Here is a 22,123-nt window from a genome sequence, read left to right as displayed (position 1 = left end):
TTTTTTTACTTCAAAACTAAATGTATTAAGAAGCAAGAATTAAAGTCAGTAATCAATGTAGTTTGAACTTTAGTTTGTTCAACATCAATTTTAAAATGGAACATTGAAATAGGCTATACCAAATCTGCTAAATCTTTTCCTATCTGGCTGCCAATAGCAACGCCCATACCACCAAGTCGAACGGCACAAAATACACGATTATCAACAGGTTTGACAATAGGCTTTTTTTGAGAACCGACACCTAAAATTCCGCTCCAGCGCTGTTCGATTTCGAGGTTTTGATTTGGTAAAATAACCCGATGTAGTAAATTCTCTAAAGCTGTTTGAATATCTGAGGTTAAACCAAAATCTGATGTGGTTTCACCTTTTGGATTCAAATGACGACCACCACCAAGCAACAAGCGGTTGTGAATATTTCTGAAATAATAATAGCCTTCATTTAGATGAAATGTTCCTTTTAGAGCTAAATCTTTGATTGGCTTGGTAATTAACACTTGGTTTCTAGCCGGCGTGACTTCCACATTCAAAAGTTGCCCCGCAAAAGCATTGGTTGCAATCATTAGATTCTGTGCTGTGAATTCAAAATCAGATAATTTAATTTTAACTGATTTAGCATCTGATGAAAAGTCCAGAACTTGAACCGAATTTAAGACTAAAACACCTTCACGCTGAACTTTTTGCAGCAATGCTAACATCATTTTTCCGGTATCAATTTGACCTTCAAAAGCATTGAATATTACTTGTGGCAAACTATTTTTAAAATTGAACTTATTCGATTGCAAATGAAACGGGTCAGATTTAAAGATTGGAGAAAGTAATTGGTTGATGTCAGTATAACTAGACTGACATTGCTCAAACAAAGCTTTGTCGTTTTCTAAAAACACCTCATAACCGCCATAGGATTTATAATCGATGGCAGAATCGCCTAAGTTTTGTCTTAAAAGCAGTAAACCTTTGTGTCGTTTTTGCACTAAATCAAAGACTTCTTCAGAAGAATGTTCTTTTAAATCTGCCGCTAATTCGCTCACACTTCCAAAACAAGCAAAGCCAGCATTTTTAGTACTGGCTCCCTGTGGTAATATTCCTTTTTCTAAAACTAATATTTTTGATTTAGGATGCTTTTTTCGCAATTGTAAAGCGCAGTTCAAACCTACTATGCCACTGCCAATAATGCAAAAGTCAATGTTAGAAAACCAGCTTTTTTGCTCCCAATATGATAAATGCATGTCATCGATTTTAAAAGATTCAATTGTTTGATTGAGTGCTGTGATTTATCTAAATAGTTGAATAAGTTTAGCTATGAATTGCAGTTTTAAATTCTATTATGAATTCATTTTCAATTTAGTAAAGTGTTTGTAGAAATATGGAATGGTTTCTATGCCTTTCAGGTAATTCCAAATTCCAAAATGTTCATTTGGTGAGTGAATTGCATCAGAATTTAGCCCAAAGCCCATCAGAACAGTTTTGCTTTTCATATATTTTTCAAATAATGAAACAATCGGAATGCTCCCGCCACTACGTTGTGGAATAGCAGGTTTGCCAAAAGTTTCTTTGAAAGCTAAATCGGCAGCTTTATAAGCGGTGCTGTCTATTGGTGTGACGTAAGCTTGACCTCCGTGATGAGGTTTTACTTTTACACTAACGCTGCTTGGCGCAATATTTTCAAAATGTTTTTTGAAGAGTTCAGTGATTTCTCGCCAATCTTGGTTCGGCACTAAACGCATAGAAATTTTAGCAAAAGCTTTACTAGGTATAACGGTTTTAGCACCTTCTCCAATGTAGCCACCCCAAATGCCATTTACATCCAAAGTCGGACGAATGGAGCCGCGTTCGTTAGTCGTAAATCCATGTTCACCATGAATTTCAGGAATGTCGATATGGGATTTGTAGTCTTCTAAATCGAATGGAGCTTCTCCCATTTTCTCGCGTTCCTTCGTGCTTAATTCTTCAACTTTGTCGTAAAATCCAGGAATGGTGATATGATTATTTTCATCGTGCAAATCTGCAATCATTTTGGATAAAATATTGATTGGATTGGCGACTGCGCCACCGTATAAGCCAGAATGTAAATCTCTATTTGGCCCAGTAACTTCCACTTCCACATAGCTGAGACCACGTAATCCGGTGGTGATGGAAGGAGTGTCTTTACTGATCATGCCTGTGTCTGAAATCAAAATTACATCGTTAGCCAGTCGTTCTTGATTACGCTCCAAAAACCACTCTAAACTAACGCTGCCAACTTCTTCTTCTCCTTCAATCATAAATTTCACATTACAAGGCAAGTCATTATTAGCCGTCATGTATTCCATCGCTTTTACGTGCATGTACATTTGGCCTTTGTCGTCGCAAGCGCCACGCGCAAAAATAGCACCGTCTGGATGCACCTCAGTTGTTTTGATGACTGGTTCAAATGGTGGATTGTCCCATAAATCAATAGGATCGGGAGGTTGGACATCATAATGTCCATAAATAAGGACGGTTGGAAGTTTACTGTCGATGATTTTTTCACCGTAAACAATCGGGTAGCCAGGGGTTTCGCAAATTTCAACCAAATCGCAACCAGCGTTTTTTAAACTGTCTTTAACCGCGTCTGCTGTGTTAAGTACGTCTTTTTTAAAACTCGGGTCAGCACTTACTGAAGGCATTTTCAACAATTCGATGAGTTCATCTATAAAGCGTTTTTTGTTTTTGTCGATATAATCTTTAGGTGACATCATATTTTGATTTTTTGAGAATTTACAAGATAAAAATTTGATTTAAAATTTCAGCTTAAATTTTTAGATTTTAAAACCAAATTAGGAGTCTCATAGCTAGAATTATTTTTTTGATCTAAGAAGATTCAACACGTAATTTCAAAGAAACATTATTTTTAGCTCTTAAATAATTGTTGTTTCCTTAATCTTGATATTTTCTCATATTTTTTTGAATAGATATTTGAAAGTAACGAATATTAATTATATTTGCACTCGCAAAAAAACGATTTGCGATTTTATTTTGAAATCAAAAAAATGAATTCGAAATAATTTAAATCAAGATGCGGGCGTGGTGGAATTGGTAGACACGCTAGACTTAGGATCTAGTGCCGCGAGGTGTGAGAGTTCGAGTCTCTCCGCCCGCACTTTTAAAAAAGCCTTTCTTAATTGAAAGGCTTTTTTTATTCATAATTTTTAGAAATCATTTCAGATGGTTTCAAACAGGTTCTTGATAAAGAGTCACCCCCCAAACTTTAGCTTTTTTTTAAAATAAAATTGATTTAAAAAATTTATTTTAAAATCGAACTTAAAATAAATTAATCATGAGAATTCAATCATACTTATCATTTAGAGGTCAATGTCAAGAGGCTTTCAGTTTTTATAAATCATTATTTGGTGGTGAAATCATCAATACACAAACTTATGAAGGTCAAGAAAATGACATCCCAGAAGATTACAAACATAAACTTCAACACGCCGAGCTCAAAGGCGATGGATTTCACATCATGGGATACGATGCCTCGCCAGATACGCCCATTACAAATGGGACGAATATTCAAATGAGTATTGACCTGGACGATGATCAAAAAGCAAAAACTTTATTTGATGAATTATCTAAAGGTGGTAAAGTCCATACCAATTTTCAAAAAACAAATTGGGGAGCATACTACGGTAGAATTACCGATCAATTTGGAATCGAATGGATGGTAAATTCTAAATAATTGATTATAAATTTTTAATATAAACAACCACTTCTATTCAGAGATGTTTGTTTTGAATTTATCTAACCTATATTGAATAAACCAATTCGATTTTTAAATTTTGATGATGCTGAGTTGAAATATTTTACTAGTTTACAGCCTTATCATTTTAAATATTATCCTCATGAAAAAAATTGCGTTTATTTTTAGTTTATGCTTGATGTTCAGTTTTGCTTATGCAGGGGAATGTAATCCTGATAAAAAACTTCGAATTGTAATTGACGCTGGTCATGGTGGAGCTGATAATGGCTCAGGAGCTGAACTTGTTACTGAAAAAGAGATTGTAATGGATGTCTCTAAACAACTCAAGGATTTGGCGGTTAATAGAAATATCGAAATTATTTTATTGAGAGAAAGCGATGAATATTTAAGTTTGAGTGAACGTGTAGAAAAAATTAAGACCTTGAAGCCAGATTTAGTGATTTCACTTCATGCAAATTATTCTAATAATGAAGAAGATCGAGGTGTTGAAGTTTTTGTAAACAAAAATGACCACTTGATGAAATCAACCTATTATGCCACTAAATTATTAGAAAGCTTTGCTCAGAAAGATTTTAAAGTTAGACCAGTTAAAGCAGCGGGATTTTTTATTTTAGAAAATATCGATTGTCCAGCGGTTATGCTTGAACTCGGATTTTTGTCTAACAAAGAGGACTTATCTTACCTTAATTCAGAATTCGGTAAGAAATTCTTGGCTAAACAAATCGTTGCTTCTTTGGATTTTTAAATGATTAAAGTTTTTTATAAATAAAAAGAGCGGCTAATTTAGCCGCTCTTTTATTATTAGTATTGAAAAAATTATTCTTTGCTTTCTTCTTCAGCAGTTTCACCTTCAGCAGTGCTTTCTTCACCTTCTTCAGCTTCATCTTCTTCGTCCTCATCAACACCGATGAGTGATACGTTTCTTGATGTTCTTACTTGGCAAATCACAGTATTATCTGGATGCTGTATTTTGTAATCTTCACTAGCCACTGCAGTGACATAAAGTTTCTGACCAATTTTAAGTGGAGTAACGTCAGCTACAATAAAGTCAGGTAGGTTTTTAGCAAGACCTCTTACAACCATACGTCTTAGGTTAAATCTTAAAACACCACCATTTTTCACACCTTTAGGAATACCTTCAGAATGAACAGGAATTTCCATAGTGATTTCTTGACCTTCGTGGAATTCATAGAAATCTATATGAAGAATATCATCTGTAACTGGGTGAAATTGAATGTCTTGAAGTACAGCAGTAAATTTTGTGTCTCCAAGATCTACGACCACAGTATGTACGTCTGGAGTGTAAATTAGTTTGTTGAAAGACACTTCTGGTGCTGAAAAATGAGTGATTTCTTCCCCTCCGTATATAACGCAAGGAACCTCTCCAGCATTACGTAAGGCTTTTGTTGATTTCTTGCCTACGCTTTCTCTTTTAGATCCTTTGATCGTAATCGATTTCATAAATATTAAATTAAATTAAACTACATTAAAAACTTTTCGCTGATTGACTTGTTGTAATGAACAGCTTTCATAACATCTGCAAACAAGTCAGCGCAGCTTAATACTTTTATTTTTGGACTGTCTTGTTTTAGTGGAATACTATCGGTGACAATCAATTCTTCTAATTCTGAATTCTCTAACTTTTCATACGCATTGCCAGATAATACTGGATGTGTACAAATGGCTCTTACACTTTTCGCACCACGCTCCATCATCAAATTGGCGGCATGTGTTAGTGTTCCAGCCGTATCGACAAGGTCGTCAACCAAAACCACATTTTTTCCAGTCACTTCGCCAATCAATTCCATGTGAGAAATCTTGTTGGCTTTGGCACGCTGTTTATAACAAATGACTACATCACTTTCTAAAAATTTAGAATAGGCATAAGCTCTTTTGGAACCGCCCATATCTGGAGAGGCAACGACCAAATCATCCAGTTTAAGCTGTCTCAAATACGGTAAAAACACCGTTGAAGCGTAAAGATGATCCACAGGTTTTTCGAAAAAACCTTGAATTTGATCGGCATGCAAATCCATTGTAATAATTCGCGTAGCGCCAGCTGTTTCAAGCATTTTGGCAACCATTTTGGCTGCAATTGGTACTCTAGGTTTATCTTTTCGGTCTTGTCTCGCCCAGCCAAAATATGGCATGACGGCAGTAATATGTCTTGCAGAAGAGCGTTTTGCAGCATCTAGCATCAGCAACATTTCCATCAAATTATCAGAACTAGGAAATGTAGAACCAATAAGAAATACGCGTGAACCTCTGACACTCTCTTCAAATGACGGCTGAAATTCACCATCACTGAAGTGCAAAGTATTCACGCTGCCTAAGGGGATGCCATAGGATTTTGCAATAGACTTTGCTAAAGTTGTACTTTGGGAACAGGCAAAAATCTTTGCCACTTTTTCTACGTCTGCCATAACTTATTGACCTTTTGAAAGATATTATTTTTATGGAGTGCAAATTTAGATAAATAAATGAAGTTGTTGCTAAATAATTCAAAGAATTTCTTTTGGAGAAGAAAATATTTTATACTTTTGCAAAGCAGAAAATGCCTAGGTGGCGGAACTGGTAGACGCGCTGGATTCAAAATCCAGTTCTTTCGGGAGTGCGGGTTCGATTCCCGCCCTAGGTACTTTGAAACCCTTGTGAACGCTAAGTTTACGAGGGTTTTGTGTTAAATGTGTCAATTTTGTGTCAACTTTTTTTAGCATAACGATAAAAAAATGTCAAAACTTCAAAATAGGCAAAATTTAAAAGTCTTTGGTATAGGTTTCAAACCAGCTTTTCTTAAAAAATACGTCAAATTCAAATGGATCATCTTCAAATACTGAAAGACAGCGGATTAACTAAGAAAAAAATAAGCGAGAAATTGGGCGTAGGGGAAAGGACTATTGATTCTTATTTCAATGGAAACAGAAAAATACCTGATTCTACAAAACGGTTAATTGTGTATGAATTTGGATTAAAACAAGTTCAAGAGAAAGAAGCAGAGTACAAAACGGAGCAAACAAAAAATAATCAATTATTGGAACGTCTAAAAGATAAGGACTACATTATAGATTTGCAAGCCGAACACATTCAAAGTCTAAAAGAACAAATTGAAATGCTGAAATTTCAACTTCGGAATTTAAAAAAACGTTAGCTTAAAAATCGCAAACCCTAACTATTAGTTCTTTAATATTTTACATGCTGGATTTAATTTATTTAACCATCAACTTTTTACTAAAATCCCCATTTTCTCCATTGATTTTCAAAATATAAACACCGCTATTCAACGCTGAAATATCATACCTGTTTTTAGATTCGTGGTTGAAGGTTTTTATCAATTTACCTTGTAAATTAAAGACTTGGAGATTTTTGATTGTCAAATTTTCTGCACCTTCAATACTGAAATGATTTTCGCTTGGATTGGGATAAATCGCAAGCTTTTCAGAATCAAATGAAGACGAACTTAAAACTTCATTCCAGAAAAATGCGACATCTCCATTTGGGTTGATAATGGTTAAATTTGTTCCTTCATCACCACCTATTAGATATTGGAAATTATACTGCACGGTCGGGTCTTCATTTACTATAAAGAAATTATTAAAGTAGTAATTCCCATAATTTGAATATCCTTCAGATTCACAATTTTCTCCAGTAACATTATGGTTTATAATTGAAAAACTTTCGTTATTATCAAAATCTAGTTGCGCCGTCATTGAGATGCAAGTGGTTATTTCCAGAGGACCTTCACCAAAAAAAGTTTCTAAGTTTCCTTCTGAAAAAATTAGTGTAAGACCAGTTTCGTAAGAATCGTTACCTGCCATCTGATTTGTAATATCTTCCCCGTCTACGGTTAAACTTGCTATAAACCATATATTATTTTCCAATTGGTACGATTGAGAGAATGCTGCCATACAACAAAGGAAACTGAATAAGAGAAATGTGTTTTTCATAATTTTAGGTATTAAAGTTTATTAGGCAACAAATTCTCTGAGCTTTTTTTCGAAGTATTTTAATGACTTTTTTATTTGTTTTAAAACAGTTTATTTTTTAATTATTTTGTGAATCTGAGTGTTTTTGTCGTTTTTGAACTGAATGAAATACAAACCTTTTTGAAATGATTCTAGATTTAGTTGTCCATCTAGTTGTTGTTTTAGTCTTTTGTGAATCAGTTGCTTCCCATTGATATCAAAAATATTTATTTCTGAAATTCCATTTTCTGACTTGAAATTCAACTGACCAGAGGTAGGATTAGGATAAATTTCAAAATTGATTTCATTTTCAGAAACAAGACTAAGGTCTTCGCATTGTGGACTGTTATTTTCAAGTAATTCAATATTGAAATTACTAGTTACAAAACAATCATTAGTGAAATTATTGTTGACATTGACCCAAATTGTATTTTCTCCGATGTCTTCAAGTTCATATTCAGTAATATTTTGTATTGCATTATTTGTATTGTTTTGTAAGGCATCGGTTTCACTATCATAATAATATACTGAAAAATCAGAACTTGATTGATTACCTAAAGCTAAACTATTATTGATACTCAAATCAAAAGTCGCTGGCAAACCTGGTTTGTAGCATTCAGTAATATTTTCTAAGTCGTCACCAATACTTATATCTTCAGCTATAATTTGAAAGCTAATGGTATCGTAGCACCCGGTTAATTGTTCTGCCGAGACACTTTCAACTCGGACAAAGATGCTAACATCAGAATTAACCGCATATGAGTCTGGATTGGTTATGCTGTTTATATTATTTTCCGCATCAGATTGACTTAGATGATAAGAGGTTACGAACTCATCATCAGGGTTGGCAGTGGTGTAATCATTTTCTGTAAGATCAATATTACTGTTAGAACAAGCTACAATATTATTGAAGTCGCTCGTTAGACCTGCTGCGCCGTCAAAATCAGGATTGGACGCAAAATCAACGATGACGACGTCACTCATCTGACATGAATTTGGGATATCATAAAATACGGAATACTCTCCAGATTCGTCTACATCTAGACTGCTACCTTCTGCATTAGGAATAATGATGCCATCTTTAGACCATTCAACAATTGCGCCTTGCACCACTTCAATTCCCATATCTAAGGTGACTTGTGTGCCTTCACATTCTATAAAGCCATTCTCGGCAGTTAAATCTTCACCTAAATCCAGGCTTCCGGTATCAAAACTACTTGCTTCAAGAAATACAGATGAATTGTATATTTTGTCAGCTCTATCAGCAATAACTAGAGTCATTTGATAGACTTGTCCAGGTATAACTTCTACTGAAGCTGTTAATGGGATTGTTTGACCGTTAAATGTGGTAGATCCATTATCACTATTTTGAGTATCATAGAATTGAGACAAGGCAAACTCTCCCATAGTTCCGGGTTCACATTCGGTATCGAGATTAATATTGACAGGATTTACAGGAATGTTGGTACCTGGTAAGGTAGCAATATTAAGCCCATTTAAATCGAGTTCTACATCTGGTGTATTTGGATTAGCGTCATGGTCGTAAAAATTCGTATTAGAAATGCCAGGACCTGAGACGATGAAAGCAAAAGTGTCTGCATATTCACAAGAATAGGCAGGCCATTCATTAGAGGCTAATAAATATTTGAATTCAACTTCCTCTACTAACGACACAAATGAAAACTCAATTCTTGTGGCATTATAGGTGTTGTCGGGTTCTTGAATTAAAGCTTCTAAATCTTCGTCACCATCCCAATTATTATATCCGCTAAGCATCAAAGAATCTGGATGAATTGCCGTTACATTATGCGTACTTAGGACAATTCCGCCATCAATAGTTAACTGTGAACTATTATTTGTATTGGAAAATGCACCATAACTTTTATAGTCATAACCACCTACGTTACTGTTGTTTGGTGAACTTACTAAAGCAGCACTTGCACAATCACCTGAAACCAAAATATTTTCTATTAGTTCGTCTGGTGTATAATCGTCAGAAACTAAGATTTGTGAAAAACAAAAAATCGGAAAAAAACATAGTAAAATTGTGATTTTTTTGGTCATAGTTTTGATATTAAAGAAGTTGTAAAATGCAAGTTTATATAAATATTTATAGTTTAACAAGAAATTTAGAATTTATCTTTTTTCGAATAGTTCTTATTAGAATAAAACTTCATTCCATCTGCTTAATACAATATCAGAATTCACAGCGTACGTAAAATTTGACTCTGCCTACTTTTCAAATGTTTTTAGAAAAGTTAAATTCGGAACTCAATTTTTTTCTACATTTACCATTCATGCTTAAAGTCAAGAATCTTAATTTTTTATATCCCAACGGTCGTGGCATTTGTGATGTCAATTTTGATTTGCAAGTCGGCGAGCATCTTGCCATTATCGGTGAAAGCGGTTGTGGCAAAAGCACTTTGATTAAAGCCATTTACGGGCTTTTCGATTTGGATGAAGGGGAAGTGCTTTGGAATGAAGATAGAATTTTAGGGCCAGCGTTCAATTTGATTCCAGGGAAAGAAAGTTTTAAATATTTGTCTCAAGAATTTGACTTGATGCCGTTTACGTCTGTTGAAAATAATGTTCAAAAGTATTTGTCAAGAATGCATCCAGAAGCGAATCAAGTCCGGACTGATGAACTTTTGGAAGTTTTAGAATTGACTTCAGTAAAACACACAAAAGTCAAAAATTTAAGCGGTGGACAAAAACAACGCGTTGCTATTGGCCAAGCTTTAGCTAAAGTTCCAGAAGTTTTGCTGCTCGATGAACCCTTTAGTCACATCGACCAATTCAAAAAAAATAGATTACGACGGCGGTTGTTTCAATATTTGAAATCGAAAAACATCACCTGTATTTTTGCTACGCATGACAAAAATGATGTTTTACCGTTTTCGGATTTTACTTTGGTCATGCAAAATGGAAAAATATTAGATTTTAGACCTACAAAAGCTGTATTTGAAATGCCCAAAAATCATTACAGCGCTTCATTATTTGGAGATGTGAATGTACTATCAGTCTCGGAATTTGGTTTTAAAAGCGCCAAAGCTGAAGTTTTGGTTTATCCTGAAGAAATTTTCATTACAACAAATTCAGAATTCACAGGAAATGTAGAAAAAGTCTATTATTATGGTTCACATTTTCTTATTCAAATAACTACACAAGAAAGTGATTTCTTTCTTAGGCATCATGAAAAAATTCAGAAGCATGAAAAAGTGAATTTTGATTTCGAATACCAAAAAATCTCAAAACGAATTTAGTTGAAAATACGAAGAACGCTGCCACTTTCTGTAACGCGATAAGATAACATACCGTAACGCAATTCTCCTTCGTTTTCATTGTCTGCAATTGGCAAACCATCGATCAAACTATAAGTATTTGGTGGATTACAGCTTGAAGTTGCCACTAAATCGTCTATGACGAGTCTAGAACAATTTGATGGCGGTAAGTTTGGGTCGGCGGCATCCCAAGCATAAAAACCACTACCCGAGTTAACCACAATAATGCCTAAATTACCTTGACTTGGAATATAAATCGCATTGCCCGGAAAATTTAAATTATTGAATTGTGGCAAATTTAAACTGATTTCATAATCAACATTTATGTTCAGTAAATTAGGATTTCTTTGTCTATTATCGTCTGTTTCACAGGCGCTAAGAAAAACAATGAAAATGAATGCAAAAAGAATTCTCATATTAATTTTTAAGTGACGTTTATGTTTAAAAGTACAAATTTACTATATTTGTAATTCGGAATCTCGTCGGCACGGGATTCTTTTTTGTTATATATAAACGAAGAAGTTATGAGTAAAGTATCTTATTATACAGAAGAAGGATTGAAGAAGTTGAAAGCTGAGCTCGACCAACTTAGAGATGTGGAACGACCTAAAGCATCGCAGGATATCGCAGATGCTAGAGATAAAGGAGATTTGAGTGAAAACGCGGAATACGACGCTGCTAAGGAAGCCCAAGGAATGCTGGAAATGCGGATTGCAAAACTAGAAGAAGTTGTCGCTAATGCGCGTGTTATCGATGAATCTCAGTTGGACACCTCTAAAGTGTTGATACATAGTAATGTGAGGTTGAAGAACCTGAAGATGGATAAAGAAATGACCTATAAGTTGGTGGCACAAAGTGAAGCCGATTTGAAATCTGGTAAAATCTCTGTCGATTCTCCAATCGGTAAAGGTTTGCTAGGTAAGAAAGCTGGCGATACTGCTAAAATAGATGTCCCAAATGGTGTAATTGAATTTGAAATTTTAGAAGTCTCAAGAGACTAATTAAAACATTTATATTTTAAAACGCCCCGATTTTAAATTTAAAATCGGGGCGTTTTATTTCAAAAAAATTTGAATAGATTTCATGAATTAAGTCTTCTGACTTGAAAAATTTCAATTTAAATATTTTCAATTAAAGCTTCGAATAAAGTCACCAATTGTGGTTCTGCCTTGTTAGCAGTGGCGATAATTTCTTCAACGTTTACCGGTTTAAGATTGTCAGGATCGCATTCGTCAGTCAAAACTGAAATGGCTGCTACTGGCAATTTTAGGTGATTGGCGACAATAATTTCAGGAACGGTACTCATGCCTACAGCATCGGCACCGATAATTTTCAAATATCTGTATTCTGCCCTAGTTTCTAATTGTGGGCCGACCACAGAAGCGTAAACACCTTGGTGAAGTTTAATATTTTTTTCTTTGGCTATTTTCAAAAATTCTGAATTCATCTTTTGGTCGTAAGGTGCTAACATATCAACGAATCTTTCGCCAAACTGAGACACACCTTTGAAAGCCAATGGTGAATTTCCCTGAAGGTTGATGTGGTCGTCAATAAGCATCAATTCGCCTTTTTTGAAATCTTTATTTATTGCACCCGCTGCATTGGAAACCAAAAGCTTCTGAATGCCTAAATCTTTCATAATTCTGACCGGGTAAGTGATGTCTTGCAAAGAATAACCTTCATAATAATGAAAACGCCCTTGCATAACCACTACTTTTTTTCCACAAAGTCGACCGAAAATAAATTTTCCTTGATGAAATTCAACTGTTGCTGTCGGAAAATGAGGAATATGATTGTAGCTGATTTCAGCTTCAATCTGAATGTGATCTACGATTTTGCTAAGTCCGGTTCCTAATATGATACCGATTTCTGGTTTGTCAAAACCCTTGTCCTGAAGATATTCAACAGTTTTTTCTAGATGTTCTTTCATTTTTAAATTCTATTTTTTCAATTTTTATGTCAAAGATGCAAAAGTTTTTAATGAAACATTTCTCTACACCAATATTTAAATCATAAAATAATATGTTATTTCAATTGAGTTTTAGTATTTAAATTGCTAGAAAATATTGAAAAGTCTTCCTTTTTTGCTAAATTAGTTTCAATTATTCAATTAAATGGAAGAACAGTTACGTTTACTTTTTCAAATCACAGAGCATATAGAGACTCCAGTTGTCATTGCAAAGTCAACTGAGTTCGATATTATTAAGCTAAATAAATCTTTTGCCAGCTTGATAGAAATTGAAAATAAGCCTGATCCAATGATTTCATTTGACTCTTTTTTATCAAGACCTCAAGATTTAAAGTCGGTTCGAGAAGTTATTCAAAAAGCTAGAAAAACAAAATCTAAAGAACAATTATCTGGTGTACATTTTAAAGGTTTAGTCAATACATTTAGTTTAGATTTTGAGCCAATTCAAATTGATGGTAAAGTTTTTTTTGTCTTGATAAAATTTACCATAGAAAAGGATGAAATGCCAAGCGTAAAAGCTGATATCACTAGAAAATTTTTAGAAAATTCTCAAAGCACAGCCAAAATTGGTAGTTGGAAGTATGATTTCAACACCAATGAAAGCACTTGGTCAAAAGGGGTTACAGAAATTCTGGGAGTGCCAGAAAATTATCGCGCTCACCTCGAACTTGCTTTAGATTTTTATAAACCTGGAGTTTCTAGAGAAAAAGCAGAAAATGCTATCCGTTTGGCGGAGCAAGAAGGGCAGGATTTTGATATTGAATGTATAATTGTTGATTCAGAAAAAAATGAAAAATGGGTGAGAGTTACCGGGAAATCTCATAAAAATTCAATAGAGAATTATGTGATTGGAACTTTTCAAGACATTACACGCAGAAAGAAAGCTGAATCTAAGGTTAATAAGCGCAATCAATTTATTGAAAATATTTTAGAAAATTTACCAATTGGTATAGCAACAAATAACATTGACACAAATGAAACCCAATTCATCAATCAAAAATTCTTTGAAATTTATGGTTGGAATGCTGAAGAATTGGACAGTGTAGATCGTTTTTTTGAAAAAGTTTATCCCGACCCTGAATATCGAAATCAAATAATGACTCGAGTGATGGCGGATATCCAAAGCGGAGATCCAGAACGAATGCAATGGAGTGGTATGGAGATAACCACAAAATCTGGAAAAAAAAAGATTATAGAAGCTAAAAATATTCCAGTTTATGATCATAATTTAATGATTTCTACCGTATCTGATATTACAAAGTCATATCGTGCCGAGCAAGAACTATTGAAAACAAAAAACCGACTTTACTACGCTACAAAAGCCAGTTCCGATGCAATTTGGGACTGGTATATCAATGAAGATAAAATTTTCTGGAGCGAAGGCTATTACCGGCTTTTTGGTTATAAAACTGATGATAATTATGTCACTAAAGCTTTCTGGAAATCAAAAATTCACCCCAACGACTATAAATCTTTTTTTGAAAGCCTGAATCAAGCAATTACAGATCCAGATCTTCATAAGTGGACTTTCGATTATCGGTTTCTAAAATCTGACGAAAGTTATTCTTATGTAAGAGAAAATGTGATTTTTATTCGGGATGAAAGTGGTAAAGTGTATAGATTGGTTGGTGCAATTCAAGACATTTCTAGCAGTAGAAAGCGTGAACACCACCTGAATTTGCTAGAATCTGTCATAGCAAATACTAAAGATTCAATTTTGGTAACTAAAGTTGAAGAAGGTAAACAGCTGGATAATACTGTGATTTTTGCCAACCAAAGTTTCGCAGATTTAAGTGGTTATAGTGTACAAGAAATTATTGGCAAGAAAGTAATGTTGACTTATGGCAAACGAACTAGTAAAACAGTAATTGAAGAACTTGAAAAAAAACTAAGTGCTTGGGATGCCTGCAATGTTGAAATGATCAATTACACTAAAAGTGGAAAAGAATTTTGGAACAGCATATCTTTTACGCCAATCGCAGATCAAAATGGTTGGTACACGCATTGGGTGTCTATCCAAAGAGACATTACAGCTAAAAAAACTCGTGAGCACCAAGGAGAATTAGCTGCATTCACTCATAGAGCATTTCACCAATCTAAAAACCTGAATGAAATATTTGTCGAGATTTTGGATGAAATTCACAATATTGTTGATTTTTCTTTAGCTGAAATTTGGACGACAAACTCTAGCCAAGACAAATTGCGACTTTTTGCAGAATCTTATAAAAACCCAAAAATGACTGAATTTTATGAGAATTCAGCAGATACTAAAAAATTTGAAAAAGGTGAAGGTTTACCCGGGATTATTCTGAAAAATAAAAAAATGCAATTTTGGGAAAACATCAGTGATTCCGAAGATTGGATTAGAAAATCTGCAGGGAAACTTGTAGATTTGAAAGATGCTTTTGGATTTCCAATTATTGGAGACGACAAGATTTTAGGCGTTCTTTTACTTGGTTTTTCTCATCAGTATAATCAGGAGCAAACCTTGCGTAATTTATTTGAAAACTTTCCAATAAATCTCGGTGCTGAAATTCGAAGAAAACAAAGCGAAGACGAGCTTAATCAGTTTTTTGATTTTGCACCAGATTTTATGTGCATCGCTGGGAAAAATGCTTATCTGAAAAAAGTAAACACTAAAGCTGCTAAAATTTTAGGTTTTCAAGAACAAAATTTATTAGACAAACCTTTATTTGATTTCATTCCAATTGCTGACCATGAATTGATTATAAACAATTTTCTTCAGCTACAATCTGGTGTAGAGACAGTGTATTTTGAAAGCCGGCTACTTAGAAAATCAGGAGAAGAATTGTATATTGCGTGGACGATTTCAAAGTCTGACAAGTCAAGTGATTTTTATTGTGTTGGTAAGGATATTTCTGAAAAGATAAGATTAGAACAACTTCTTGCAAGAACAAATCAATTAGCTGCTATTGGTAATTGGGAGGTGAACTTAGAAACTGGCAAAACATTTTGGTCAGATGTTGCCAAAACTATTTTTAATTTGCCAGACGAAAAGCAACCTTCTATTAAAGATACTTTAGAATTACTTCAACTCCAAAACGACCTGCAAGTCTTGCGTAATAAAGGCGAAAAATGGATTGAAGAAGAACTTCAGCAAAATTTTGAAACCCAGATTACACCAAAAGGTCAGGAGCCTATTTGGGTTAGAATTATTAGTGATGTTGAATGTGTAGGTGGTGTTTGTAATCGTGTTTTTGGTTCAGTCCAAAATATAAACGAACGAAAAACAGCGCAACTCAAACAGTTGAGAATTCTTGAAGAAAAAAATGAAATTCTCGAAAGCATTTCAGATGGTTTTTTTGCGGTGGATAAAAAATGGAAAGTCACTTATTGGAATGCACAAGCTGAAATTAATTTGAGAGTTGAAAAAGACAAAATTATCAAAAAAAATATTTGGGAATTTTTCGATCAAGATAGCGCAGACGTATTTAAAAAACAGTATTTAATAGCTTTTGAAACCAAAAAATCAGTTCATTTTGAATCCTATTTTGAACCTTTAAATTCTTGGTTTGAAGTGAATGCTTATCCTTCAAAAGACATACTTTCCGTTTATTTTAAAGATATTACAGAGCAGAAAAAAAACATTGATAAAATTAAATCCTCAAATGAAAAGTTTCGGCGCGTTTCAGAAGCGATTAATGATGTTATTTGGGATCTCGATTTAGAGAGCGACCGCATAATTTGGAGTCAAGGTTTAAAAGGTTTGTTTGGTTATGAACCAGAAGAATTTGGTAATGAAATAGAGAGTTGGTCACAACGTCTCCACCCAGAAGATTATGATCGTGTGCTGTCTTCTTTTGAATCAGCTTTGAATAATTCAAAAGAAGATTTTTGGCGTGCGGATTATAGATTCAAAAGAAAAGATGACACCTATGCCGATGTAATTGATAGAGGATCCATTATTAGGAATGAAGACAATAAACCAATCCGAATGGTAGGAGCGATTCAAGATATTTCAGATTTAAAATCTTATCAGAAATCTTTAGAAAAACTAAATCTTGAATTGAAAAAGCGAGCTAAAGCACTGGAGATTTCAAACAAAGACTTAGAGCAATTTGCTTACGTTGCATCACACGATTTGCAAGAACCTTTAAGAATGGTAACTGGCTTTTTGTCCAGACTTGAAGAAAAGTATAAAACAGAATTGGACGAAAAAGCACAACAATATATTTATTTTGCTGTGGATGGTGCCAAACGCATGCGACAGATTATTTTGGATTTGTTGGAATTTTCAAGGATAGGCAGAGATTTTGGAAAAATCAAACAAATAGATGTTAACGAGGTAATTCAAGATATAAGGGTTTTGCTTAAGGAGAGAGTAGAACAGACAAAGGCTGAAATAATTACAGGAAAACTTCCAGAAATAATTTGTACCGAAGGAGAAATTAGACAAGTGTTGTATAATTTAATCGATAATGCATTAAAATACCATAAGAAAAATCAGTCACCTATTATAAATATAAGATGTAAGGAGAAAGATAAACATTTTCAATTTTCAATAGAAGATAACGGAATAGGTATTGAAGCTTCGTATTACAAGAAAATTTTTACTATTTTTAAAAGATTGCATCAGCAAAATGAATATTCTGGAACAGGTATTGGATTGGCAATTACTAAAAAAATTATTGATAACTTGGGCGGTAAAATTTGGTTAAAATCCGATCTAGATGTTGGAACAACATTCTTTTTTACGATACCAAAAAAAATATAGCAATATGATAATGGCACCTAAACCCGAAAATGAAGAGGATAGACTTGAAGCACTGGAGCGCTATAATATATTAGATACTTTACCAGAAGAAGATTATGATAATATTACTGCTTTGGCATCAAATATTTGCGGCACTAAAATTTCTTTGATTTCCCTTTTGGATGCAGATAGACAGTTTTTTAAGTCTAAAAAAGGATTGGAAGTTAGTGAAACTCCTAGAGATTTAGCGTTTTGTGCACATGCTATTCTTAATCCAAACAAAATGATGATTGTTAACGACGCATCCTTAGATGAAAGATTTAAAGACAATCCACTAGTACTTGAGAAACCTAAAATTGGTTTTTATGCTGGTATGCCTTTAGTTACTGACGACGGCTTTGCTTTAGGCACCTTGTGCGTTTTGGATACCAAGCCAAAAGTTTTGAATGTAGAACAAATCAATGGACTTAAAAGATTAGCAAAACTAGTTATCAATTTGCTAGAGTTACGTAAGAAAACCGAAGATTTAACCGAGTCTCAAGAAATAATTTCAACATATCAATCTCAGACAGAACAATTGATGTTTACAATTGCACACGATTTGAAATCTCCAATCTCTAGCATAAGCGGTTTTTTATCACTGTTGAAAATGGAAAAATCTTCAAATTTAAGTGAAGATTCCAAAAAATATATTGAATATGCATTTCAAAGTTCAGAGCAAATGACTGAACTGATAAATGAAATGCTAACATTCGCCAAAATAGACTCAAACAAAAATGTTGAAGAAGTTATAGACACAAAGTCAGTTATTGGAGATATTATAAAGTTGAATTTGCCTGAAATTTATAAGAAAGATATTGAAATTTCTTACAATAATTTATCAGAAATTAAAACGCAAAAAACACCATTTTCAATTGTTTTACGAAATTTGATCAATAACGCAATTAAATACAAGTCAAAAGATCGAACACTTCATATTGAAATTTCGATGGAGGAGCGAGCCTCAAAATGGATTTTCCATGTGAAAGACAATGGCATGGGCGTAAAAAAAGAGCAATTGAATAAAATATTCGTCCCATTTTTTAAGCAAAATAAGAATTCTGAGGACGGAATTGGTTTAGGCTTGGCTGTAAGTAAAAAAATTATTATAAATTTAGGAGGTAATATTTGGGTCGACTCAGAATTTGGTAAGGGCAGCAAATTTAGTTTTAGTATTCCAAAATTATAATATATTGACAATGAAACCAATCAAAATTTTACTAGTAGAGGATAATGAAGGCGATATATTATTGACTACGGAAGCTTTGGAGGAAGGTCAAGTTCCTGTAAGGCAAAGCGTTGTGCGTGACGGTAAATCTGCTTTAGATTTTCTGAAAAAGCTGACACCCTATCACAACGAATTCAGACCTGATTTGATTTTGTTAGACATTAATCTGCCAAAATATAGTGGCTTGGAAGTTTTGAAAATCATCAAAAACGATGATGACCTGAAATCTATTCCAGTTATAATTTTGACAACATCTTCATCAGAAAGTGATATTAACGAAAGTTATTTGAATTCTGCAAATTGCTACATTACAAAGCCTGTGGATACTGTAAATTTCAACTTGGCAATGAGGAAAGTGGAGGATTTTTGGATGAGTTTTACCAAATTACCAACACAAAATATATAAAAATGAAGCATGCGTTACATTACAAAATTTTAGTTGTTGAAGATAATTCTGGTGATTTTTTATTGGTAGAAGAATACATCAACGACCAAATTGAATCTCCCGAAATTTACCATGCTAACACATGCAAAGAGGCAAGAGAAGTATTGAACTCTCAAACCGATTTTGATGTTATTTTGCTAGATTTGACTTTGCCCGACAAAGATGGCGAAGAGCTGATTTCTGAAATCGTTGAATTAAGCCAAAATACGCCAGTTATTATCTTGACAGGATATTGTAATTTAGAATTTTGTATAAAATCTATATCATTTGGAATTTCAGATTATTTACTAAAAGATGAGCTGACTTCTGCTTCGCTTTTCAAAAGCATTACCTATAATATTGAAAAGCAAAGGAATATTCTAAAAATAGAAGAATCGGAACGCCGTTATAGTGATTTATTTCATTTAAGCCCTTTACCGATGTATGTTTACGATATCGAGACATTAAAGTTTTTAGACGTTAATTCTGCGATGATTGAAAATTATGGCTATTCTGAAGAAGAATTTTTGAACATGGATATTACAGAAATTCGTCCAAAATCAACTTTAAAGCGTTTCAAAAAAGCGGTGAATTTTATTAAAAATCAGGATAATTATCGATTTAAAGAAAGATTTACACATCAAAAGAAAAATGAAGATTTGATAGATGTAGAAATATTGAGCAAGTCTATAGAATTTCAGGGTCGAAAAGCTAAAGTTATTTTAGCCAATGATGTGACAGAGCGTACTTTGTATTATAAAGCCTTGCAGAAACAAAATGAAAAATTGAAAGAAATTGCGTGGATTCAATCCCATAAAGTCCGTTCGCCGGTATCTCGAATTTTAGGGATGGTAGATTTAATAAAACACAAAATTTGTTCAGAAAAAGAAAATAAAATTTTGATTGACGAAATTCAAGATTCAGTAAAAGAACTGGACAACATAATTCGTGATATTTCAGGTAAAACAGAAGAAGTTAAACTCAATAACCAACTAAAAAACAATGAAGAATTTAGAAGTAATTAATGTAGATGACGATAAAATGGTGCTTTTCATACACGAGCGTATGATGAAACACTCTGGCTTTTTTGAATCGCCAAAATCCTTTTTAGATGGTCAAGAAACGCTAGATTATTTATTGTCTGCCAAAACGAAAGACAAACAATTCGTAATTTTTTTAGATGTTAATATGCCAGGTATAGATGGTTGGGATTTTTTGGATCTTTTGTCGGAGCATGGACTTTCAGAATCTTGCCACGTATTTATAGTAACTTCTTCTATAGATGCCGCAGATAAAGAAAAATCTGAGACTTATGATGAAGTAGCTGGTTTTGTTGAAAAACCAATATCTGTAGATAAACTACACGAATTGAAAACCCATCCTAATTTAGCAGATTTTTATAAATCATAGTTATTGATTGTCATCGTCGTCTCCTTCGTAAGCATCGTATTCTGGATATAAAAAATTATTGTAGGGAAATCTAGTAATATGAATTTCTCTTACTGCTTCATATAGTTTTTTTCTGAATTCTTCGATATTTTCCTTTTCTAAGGCAGATATGAATAAGACGTTATCCCCAACTTTTTGCATCCAGGTTTTTTTCCATTCCTCTAGAGTGTAGTGTTGCTTAGTTTTTTCTGTAGCAAGATCATCGTCATCAATGGTTTCTGGCTCATAATCATCAATTTTATTGAAAACCATAATACATGGTTTGTCATTGGCTTCAATTTCTGCCAGAATACTATTCACAGAATCGATGTGGTCTTCAAAATTTTTATGAGAAATATCGACAATATGAAGCAGCAAATCAGACTCTCGCACTTCATCTAATGTAGATTTGAATGATTCTACAAGTTGCGTTGGCAATTTCCTGATGAAACCAACAGTGTCTGTCATTAAAAACGGTAAGTTTCTAATCACTACTTTACGGACTGTGGTGTCCAAAGTTGCAAAAAGTTTATTTTCTGCAAAAACTTCACTTTTACTGATTACATTCATCAAAGTGGATTTTCCAACGTTCGTATAGCCTACCAAAGCCACACGAACCAAGCTGCCACGATTACCACGCTGAACCGCCATTTGTTTATCTATGGTGTCAAGTTTCTTTTTGAGCAAAGTGATTTTATCTCGAACAATTCTACGGTCTGTTTCGATTTCTGTTTCACCTGGACCACGCATTCCAATTCCTCCACGTTGTCTTTCTAAGTGAGTCCAAAGTCCTGCCAAACGCGGTAGTAAATATTCGTATTGCGCCAATTCAACTTGGGTTCTGGCATAACTTGTTTTAGCACGTTGAGCAAAAATATCTAGGATAAGATAGGTTCTGTCTACAACTTTGCATTTTAAGATTTTTTCTATATTTTTTTGCTGTGCTGGCGAGAGTTCATCATCAAATATAGCTGTGCCAACTTCGTTCTCCTGAACAAAAGCACGAACTTCTTCCATTTTTCCTTTACCAATGAAAGTTTTTGGATTGGGAACATCAAGTTTTTGTTGATAGCGTTTCAGCACTTCGCCTCCTGCAGTATAAGTCAGAAATTCAAGTTCATCTAAATATTCTTTAGATTTCTCCTCATTCTGAAATTGGTTAACGATACCGATAAGAACGGCTTTTTCGTATGTAATATCTGTATTGTCTAACATGATTTATTTTATTTGACGAAATTATAAAAAATACTTCATTTACTTTAGGAATTTAAGTTTTTGGAAAATAAATAGAAATTTTGGTATAAAAAATATTTGGTATTATTATTAATACCTTTCTGCTGAATTCCTGAAATTGAGTTAATAT

General features: G+C 33.7%; 19 protein-coding genes and 2 tRNA genes. 12 read left to right on the top strand and 9 right to left on the bottom strand.

The window, feature by feature from the left end:
* Positions 1 to 113: 113 nt before the first annotated feature.
* Positions 114 to 1,226, bottom strand: coding sequence for an NAD(P)/FAD-dependent oxidoreductase (locus EIG86_RS13770; protein ID WP_127846758.1), 1,113 nt, complete (start codon positions 1,224 to 1,226; stop codon positions 114 to 116).
* Between the two features lie 96 nt (positions 1,227 to 1,322).
* Positions 1,323 to 2,714: a dipeptidase gene (locus tag EIG86_RS13765; RefSeq protein WP_127846769.1), complete on the bottom strand. Its 1,392-nt coding sequence runs from the start codon at positions 2,712 to 2,714 to the stop codon at positions 1,323 to 1,325.
* A 322-nt stretch (positions 2,715 to 3,036) separates the two neighbouring features.
* Between EIG86_RS13765 and EIG86_RS13760 the strand changes: the two genes are divergently transcribed.
* The 3 genes from EIG86_RS13760 (at position 3,037) to EIG86_RS13750 (ending at position 4,460) form a co-directional block, all read left to right on the top strand.
* Positions 3,037 to 3,118: transfer RNA gene (locus tag EIG86_RS13760), tRNA-Leu, on the top strand.
* A gap of 177 nt (positions 3,119 to 3,295) precedes the next feature.
* Positions 3,296 to 3,694: a VOC family protein gene (locus EIG86_RS13755; RefSeq protein ID WP_127846757.1), complete on the top strand. Its 399-nt coding sequence runs from the start codon at positions 3,296 to 3,298 to the stop codon at positions 3,692 to 3,694.
* Positions 3,695 to 3,857: 163 nt separating this feature from the next.
* The gene (locus EIG86_RS13750) at positions 3,858 to 4,460 is read left to right on the top strand and encodes an N-acetylmuramoyl-L-alanine amidase family protein (protein WP_127846756.1); all 603 of its coding nucleotides are present in this window, start codon (positions 3,858 to 3,860) and stop codon (positions 4,458 to 4,460) included.
* A gap of 71 nt (positions 4,461 to 4,531) precedes the next feature.
* Here the strand turns inward: EIG86_RS13750 and EIG86_RS13745 are convergent, their stop codons facing one another.
* Positions 4,532 to 5,176, bottom strand: coding sequence for a 50S ribosomal protein L25/general stress protein Ctc (locus tag EIG86_RS13745; RefSeq protein ID WP_127846755.1), 645 nt, complete (start codon positions 5,174 to 5,176; stop codon positions 4,532 to 4,534).
* 20 nt (positions 5,177 to 5,196) lie between these two features.
* Complete coding sequence (locus EIG86_RS13740) at positions 5,197 to 6,138, bottom strand: ribose-phosphate pyrophosphokinase (protein WP_127846754.1); 942 nt, start codon at positions 6,136 to 6,138, stop codon at positions 5,197 to 5,199.
* Between the two features lie 133 nt (positions 6,139 to 6,271).
* Here EIG86_RS13740 and EIG86_RS13735 point away from each other — a divergent pair.
* Positions 6,272 to 6,353, top strand: a tRNA-Leu gene (locus EIG86_RS13735).
* A 177-nt stretch (positions 6,354 to 6,530) separates the two neighbouring features.
* A complete protein-coding gene (locus tag EIG86_RS13730; RefSeq protein ID WP_127846753.1) occupies positions 6,531 to 6,863 on the top strand; it encodes a helix-turn-helix domain-containing protein in 333 nt (110 codons plus the stop codon).
* Positions 6,864 to 6,921: 58 nt separating this feature from the next.
* Here the strand turns inward: EIG86_RS13730 and EIG86_RS13725 are convergent, their stop codons facing one another.
* On the bottom strand, positions 6,922 to 7,659 hold the full coding sequence (locus tag EIG86_RS13725; RefSeq protein WP_127846752.1) for a T9SS type A sorting domain-containing protein: 738 nt from the start codon (positions 7,657 to 7,659) through the stop codon (positions 6,922 to 6,924).
* Between the two features lie 90 nt (positions 7,660 to 7,749).
* Positions 7,750 to 9,741, bottom strand: coding sequence for a choice-of-anchor L domain-containing protein (locus EIG86_RS13720; RefSeq protein ID WP_127846751.1), 1,992 nt, complete (start codon positions 9,739 to 9,741; stop codon positions 7,750 to 7,752).
* A 233-nt stretch (positions 9,742 to 9,974) separates the two neighbouring features.
* Here EIG86_RS13720 and EIG86_RS13715 point away from each other — a divergent pair, with 233 nt between their 5' ends.
* A complete protein-coding gene (locus EIG86_RS13715; RefSeq protein WP_127846750.1) occupies positions 9,975 to 10,940 on the top strand; it encodes an ABC transporter ATP-binding protein in 966 nt (321 codons plus the stop codon).
* Here the strand turns inward: EIG86_RS13715 and EIG86_RS13710 are convergent.
* Positions 10,937 to 11,374, bottom strand: coding sequence for a hypothetical protein (locus EIG86_RS13710; RefSeq protein WP_127846749.1), 438 nt, complete (start codon positions 11,372 to 11,374; stop codon positions 10,937 to 10,939). The genes EIG86_RS13715 and EIG86_RS13710 overlap by 4 nt on opposite strands.
* Positions 11,375 to 11,482: 108 nt before the next feature.
* Here EIG86_RS13710 and greA point away from each other — a divergent pair, with 108 nt between their 5' ends.
* Positions 11,483 to 11,959 carry a transcription elongation factor GreA gene (gene greA / locus EIG86_RS13705; protein ID WP_127846748.1) on the top strand — a complete coding sequence of 159 codons (477 nt, stop codon included), beginning with the start codon at positions 11,483 to 11,485 and terminating at the stop codon, positions 11,957 to 11,959.
* A gap of 116 nt (positions 11,960 to 12,075) precedes the next feature.
* On the opposite strand, the gene EIG86_RS13700 is transcribed toward greA, so the two are convergent.
* Positions 12,076 to 12,888, bottom strand: coding sequence for a purine-nucleoside phosphorylase (locus EIG86_RS13700; RefSeq protein ID WP_127846747.1), 813 nt, complete (start codon positions 12,886 to 12,888; stop codon positions 12,076 to 12,078).
* 184 nt (positions 12,889 to 13,072) lie between these two features.
* Between EIG86_RS13700 and EIG86_RS13695 the strand changes: the two genes are divergently transcribed.
* The 5 genes from EIG86_RS13695 to EIG86_RS13675 are packed head-to-tail and all read left to right on the top strand — an operon-like array spanning position 13,073 to position 20,742.
* Positions 13,073 to 17,662, top strand: a complete 4,590-nt coding sequence (locus EIG86_RS13695; RefSeq protein ID WP_127846746.1) for a PAS domain S-box protein — start codon at positions 13,073 to 13,075, stop codon at positions 17,660 to 17,662.
* 10 nt (positions 17,663 to 17,672) lie between these two features.
* Complete coding sequence (locus tag EIG86_RS13690; protein WP_240032226.1) at positions 17,673 to 18,869, top strand: sensor histidine kinase; 1,197 nt, start codon at positions 17,673 to 17,675, stop codon at positions 18,867 to 18,869.
* Between the two features lie 10 nt (positions 18,870 to 18,879).
* Positions 18,880 to 19,314 carry a response regulator gene (locus tag EIG86_RS13685; RefSeq protein ID WP_127846744.1) on the top strand — a complete coding sequence of 145 codons (435 nt, stop codon included), beginning with the start codon at positions 18,880 to 18,882 and terminating at the stop codon, positions 19,312 to 19,314.
* A 2-nt stretch (positions 19,315 to 19,316) separates the two neighbouring features.
* Positions 19,317 to 20,357, top strand: a complete 1,041-nt coding sequence (locus EIG86_RS13680; RefSeq protein WP_127846743.1) for a response regulator — start codon at positions 19,317 to 19,319, stop codon at positions 20,355 to 20,357.
* Positions 20,335 to 20,742: a response regulator gene (locus EIG86_RS13675; RefSeq protein ID WP_127846742.1), complete on the top strand. Its 408-nt coding sequence runs from the start codon at positions 20,335 to 20,337 to the stop codon at positions 20,740 to 20,742. The genes EIG86_RS13680 and EIG86_RS13675 overlap by 23 nt, the downstream gene beginning before the upstream one ends.
* Here EIG86_RS13675 and hflX read toward each other — a convergent pair whose 3' ends face one another.
* Complete coding sequence (gene hflX, locus EIG86_RS13670) at positions 20,743 to 21,975, bottom strand: GTPase HflX (protein ID WP_127846741.1); 1,233 nt, start codon at positions 21,973 to 21,975, stop codon at positions 20,743 to 20,745. It lies immediately after the preceding gene.
* Positions 21,976 to 22,123 lie beyond the last annotated feature (148 nt).

Origin of the sequence: Psychroflexus aestuariivivens, from assembly GCF_004010055.1 — a bacterium.
GTDB classification, from domain to species: domain Bacteria; phylum Bacteroidota; class Bacteroidia; order Flavobacteriales; family Flavobacteriaceae; genus Psychroflexus; species Psychroflexus aestuariivivens.
The sequence above is the reverse complement of the archived record's forward strand: the minus strand, read 5'-3'. Positions and strand labels throughout refer to the sequence as shown.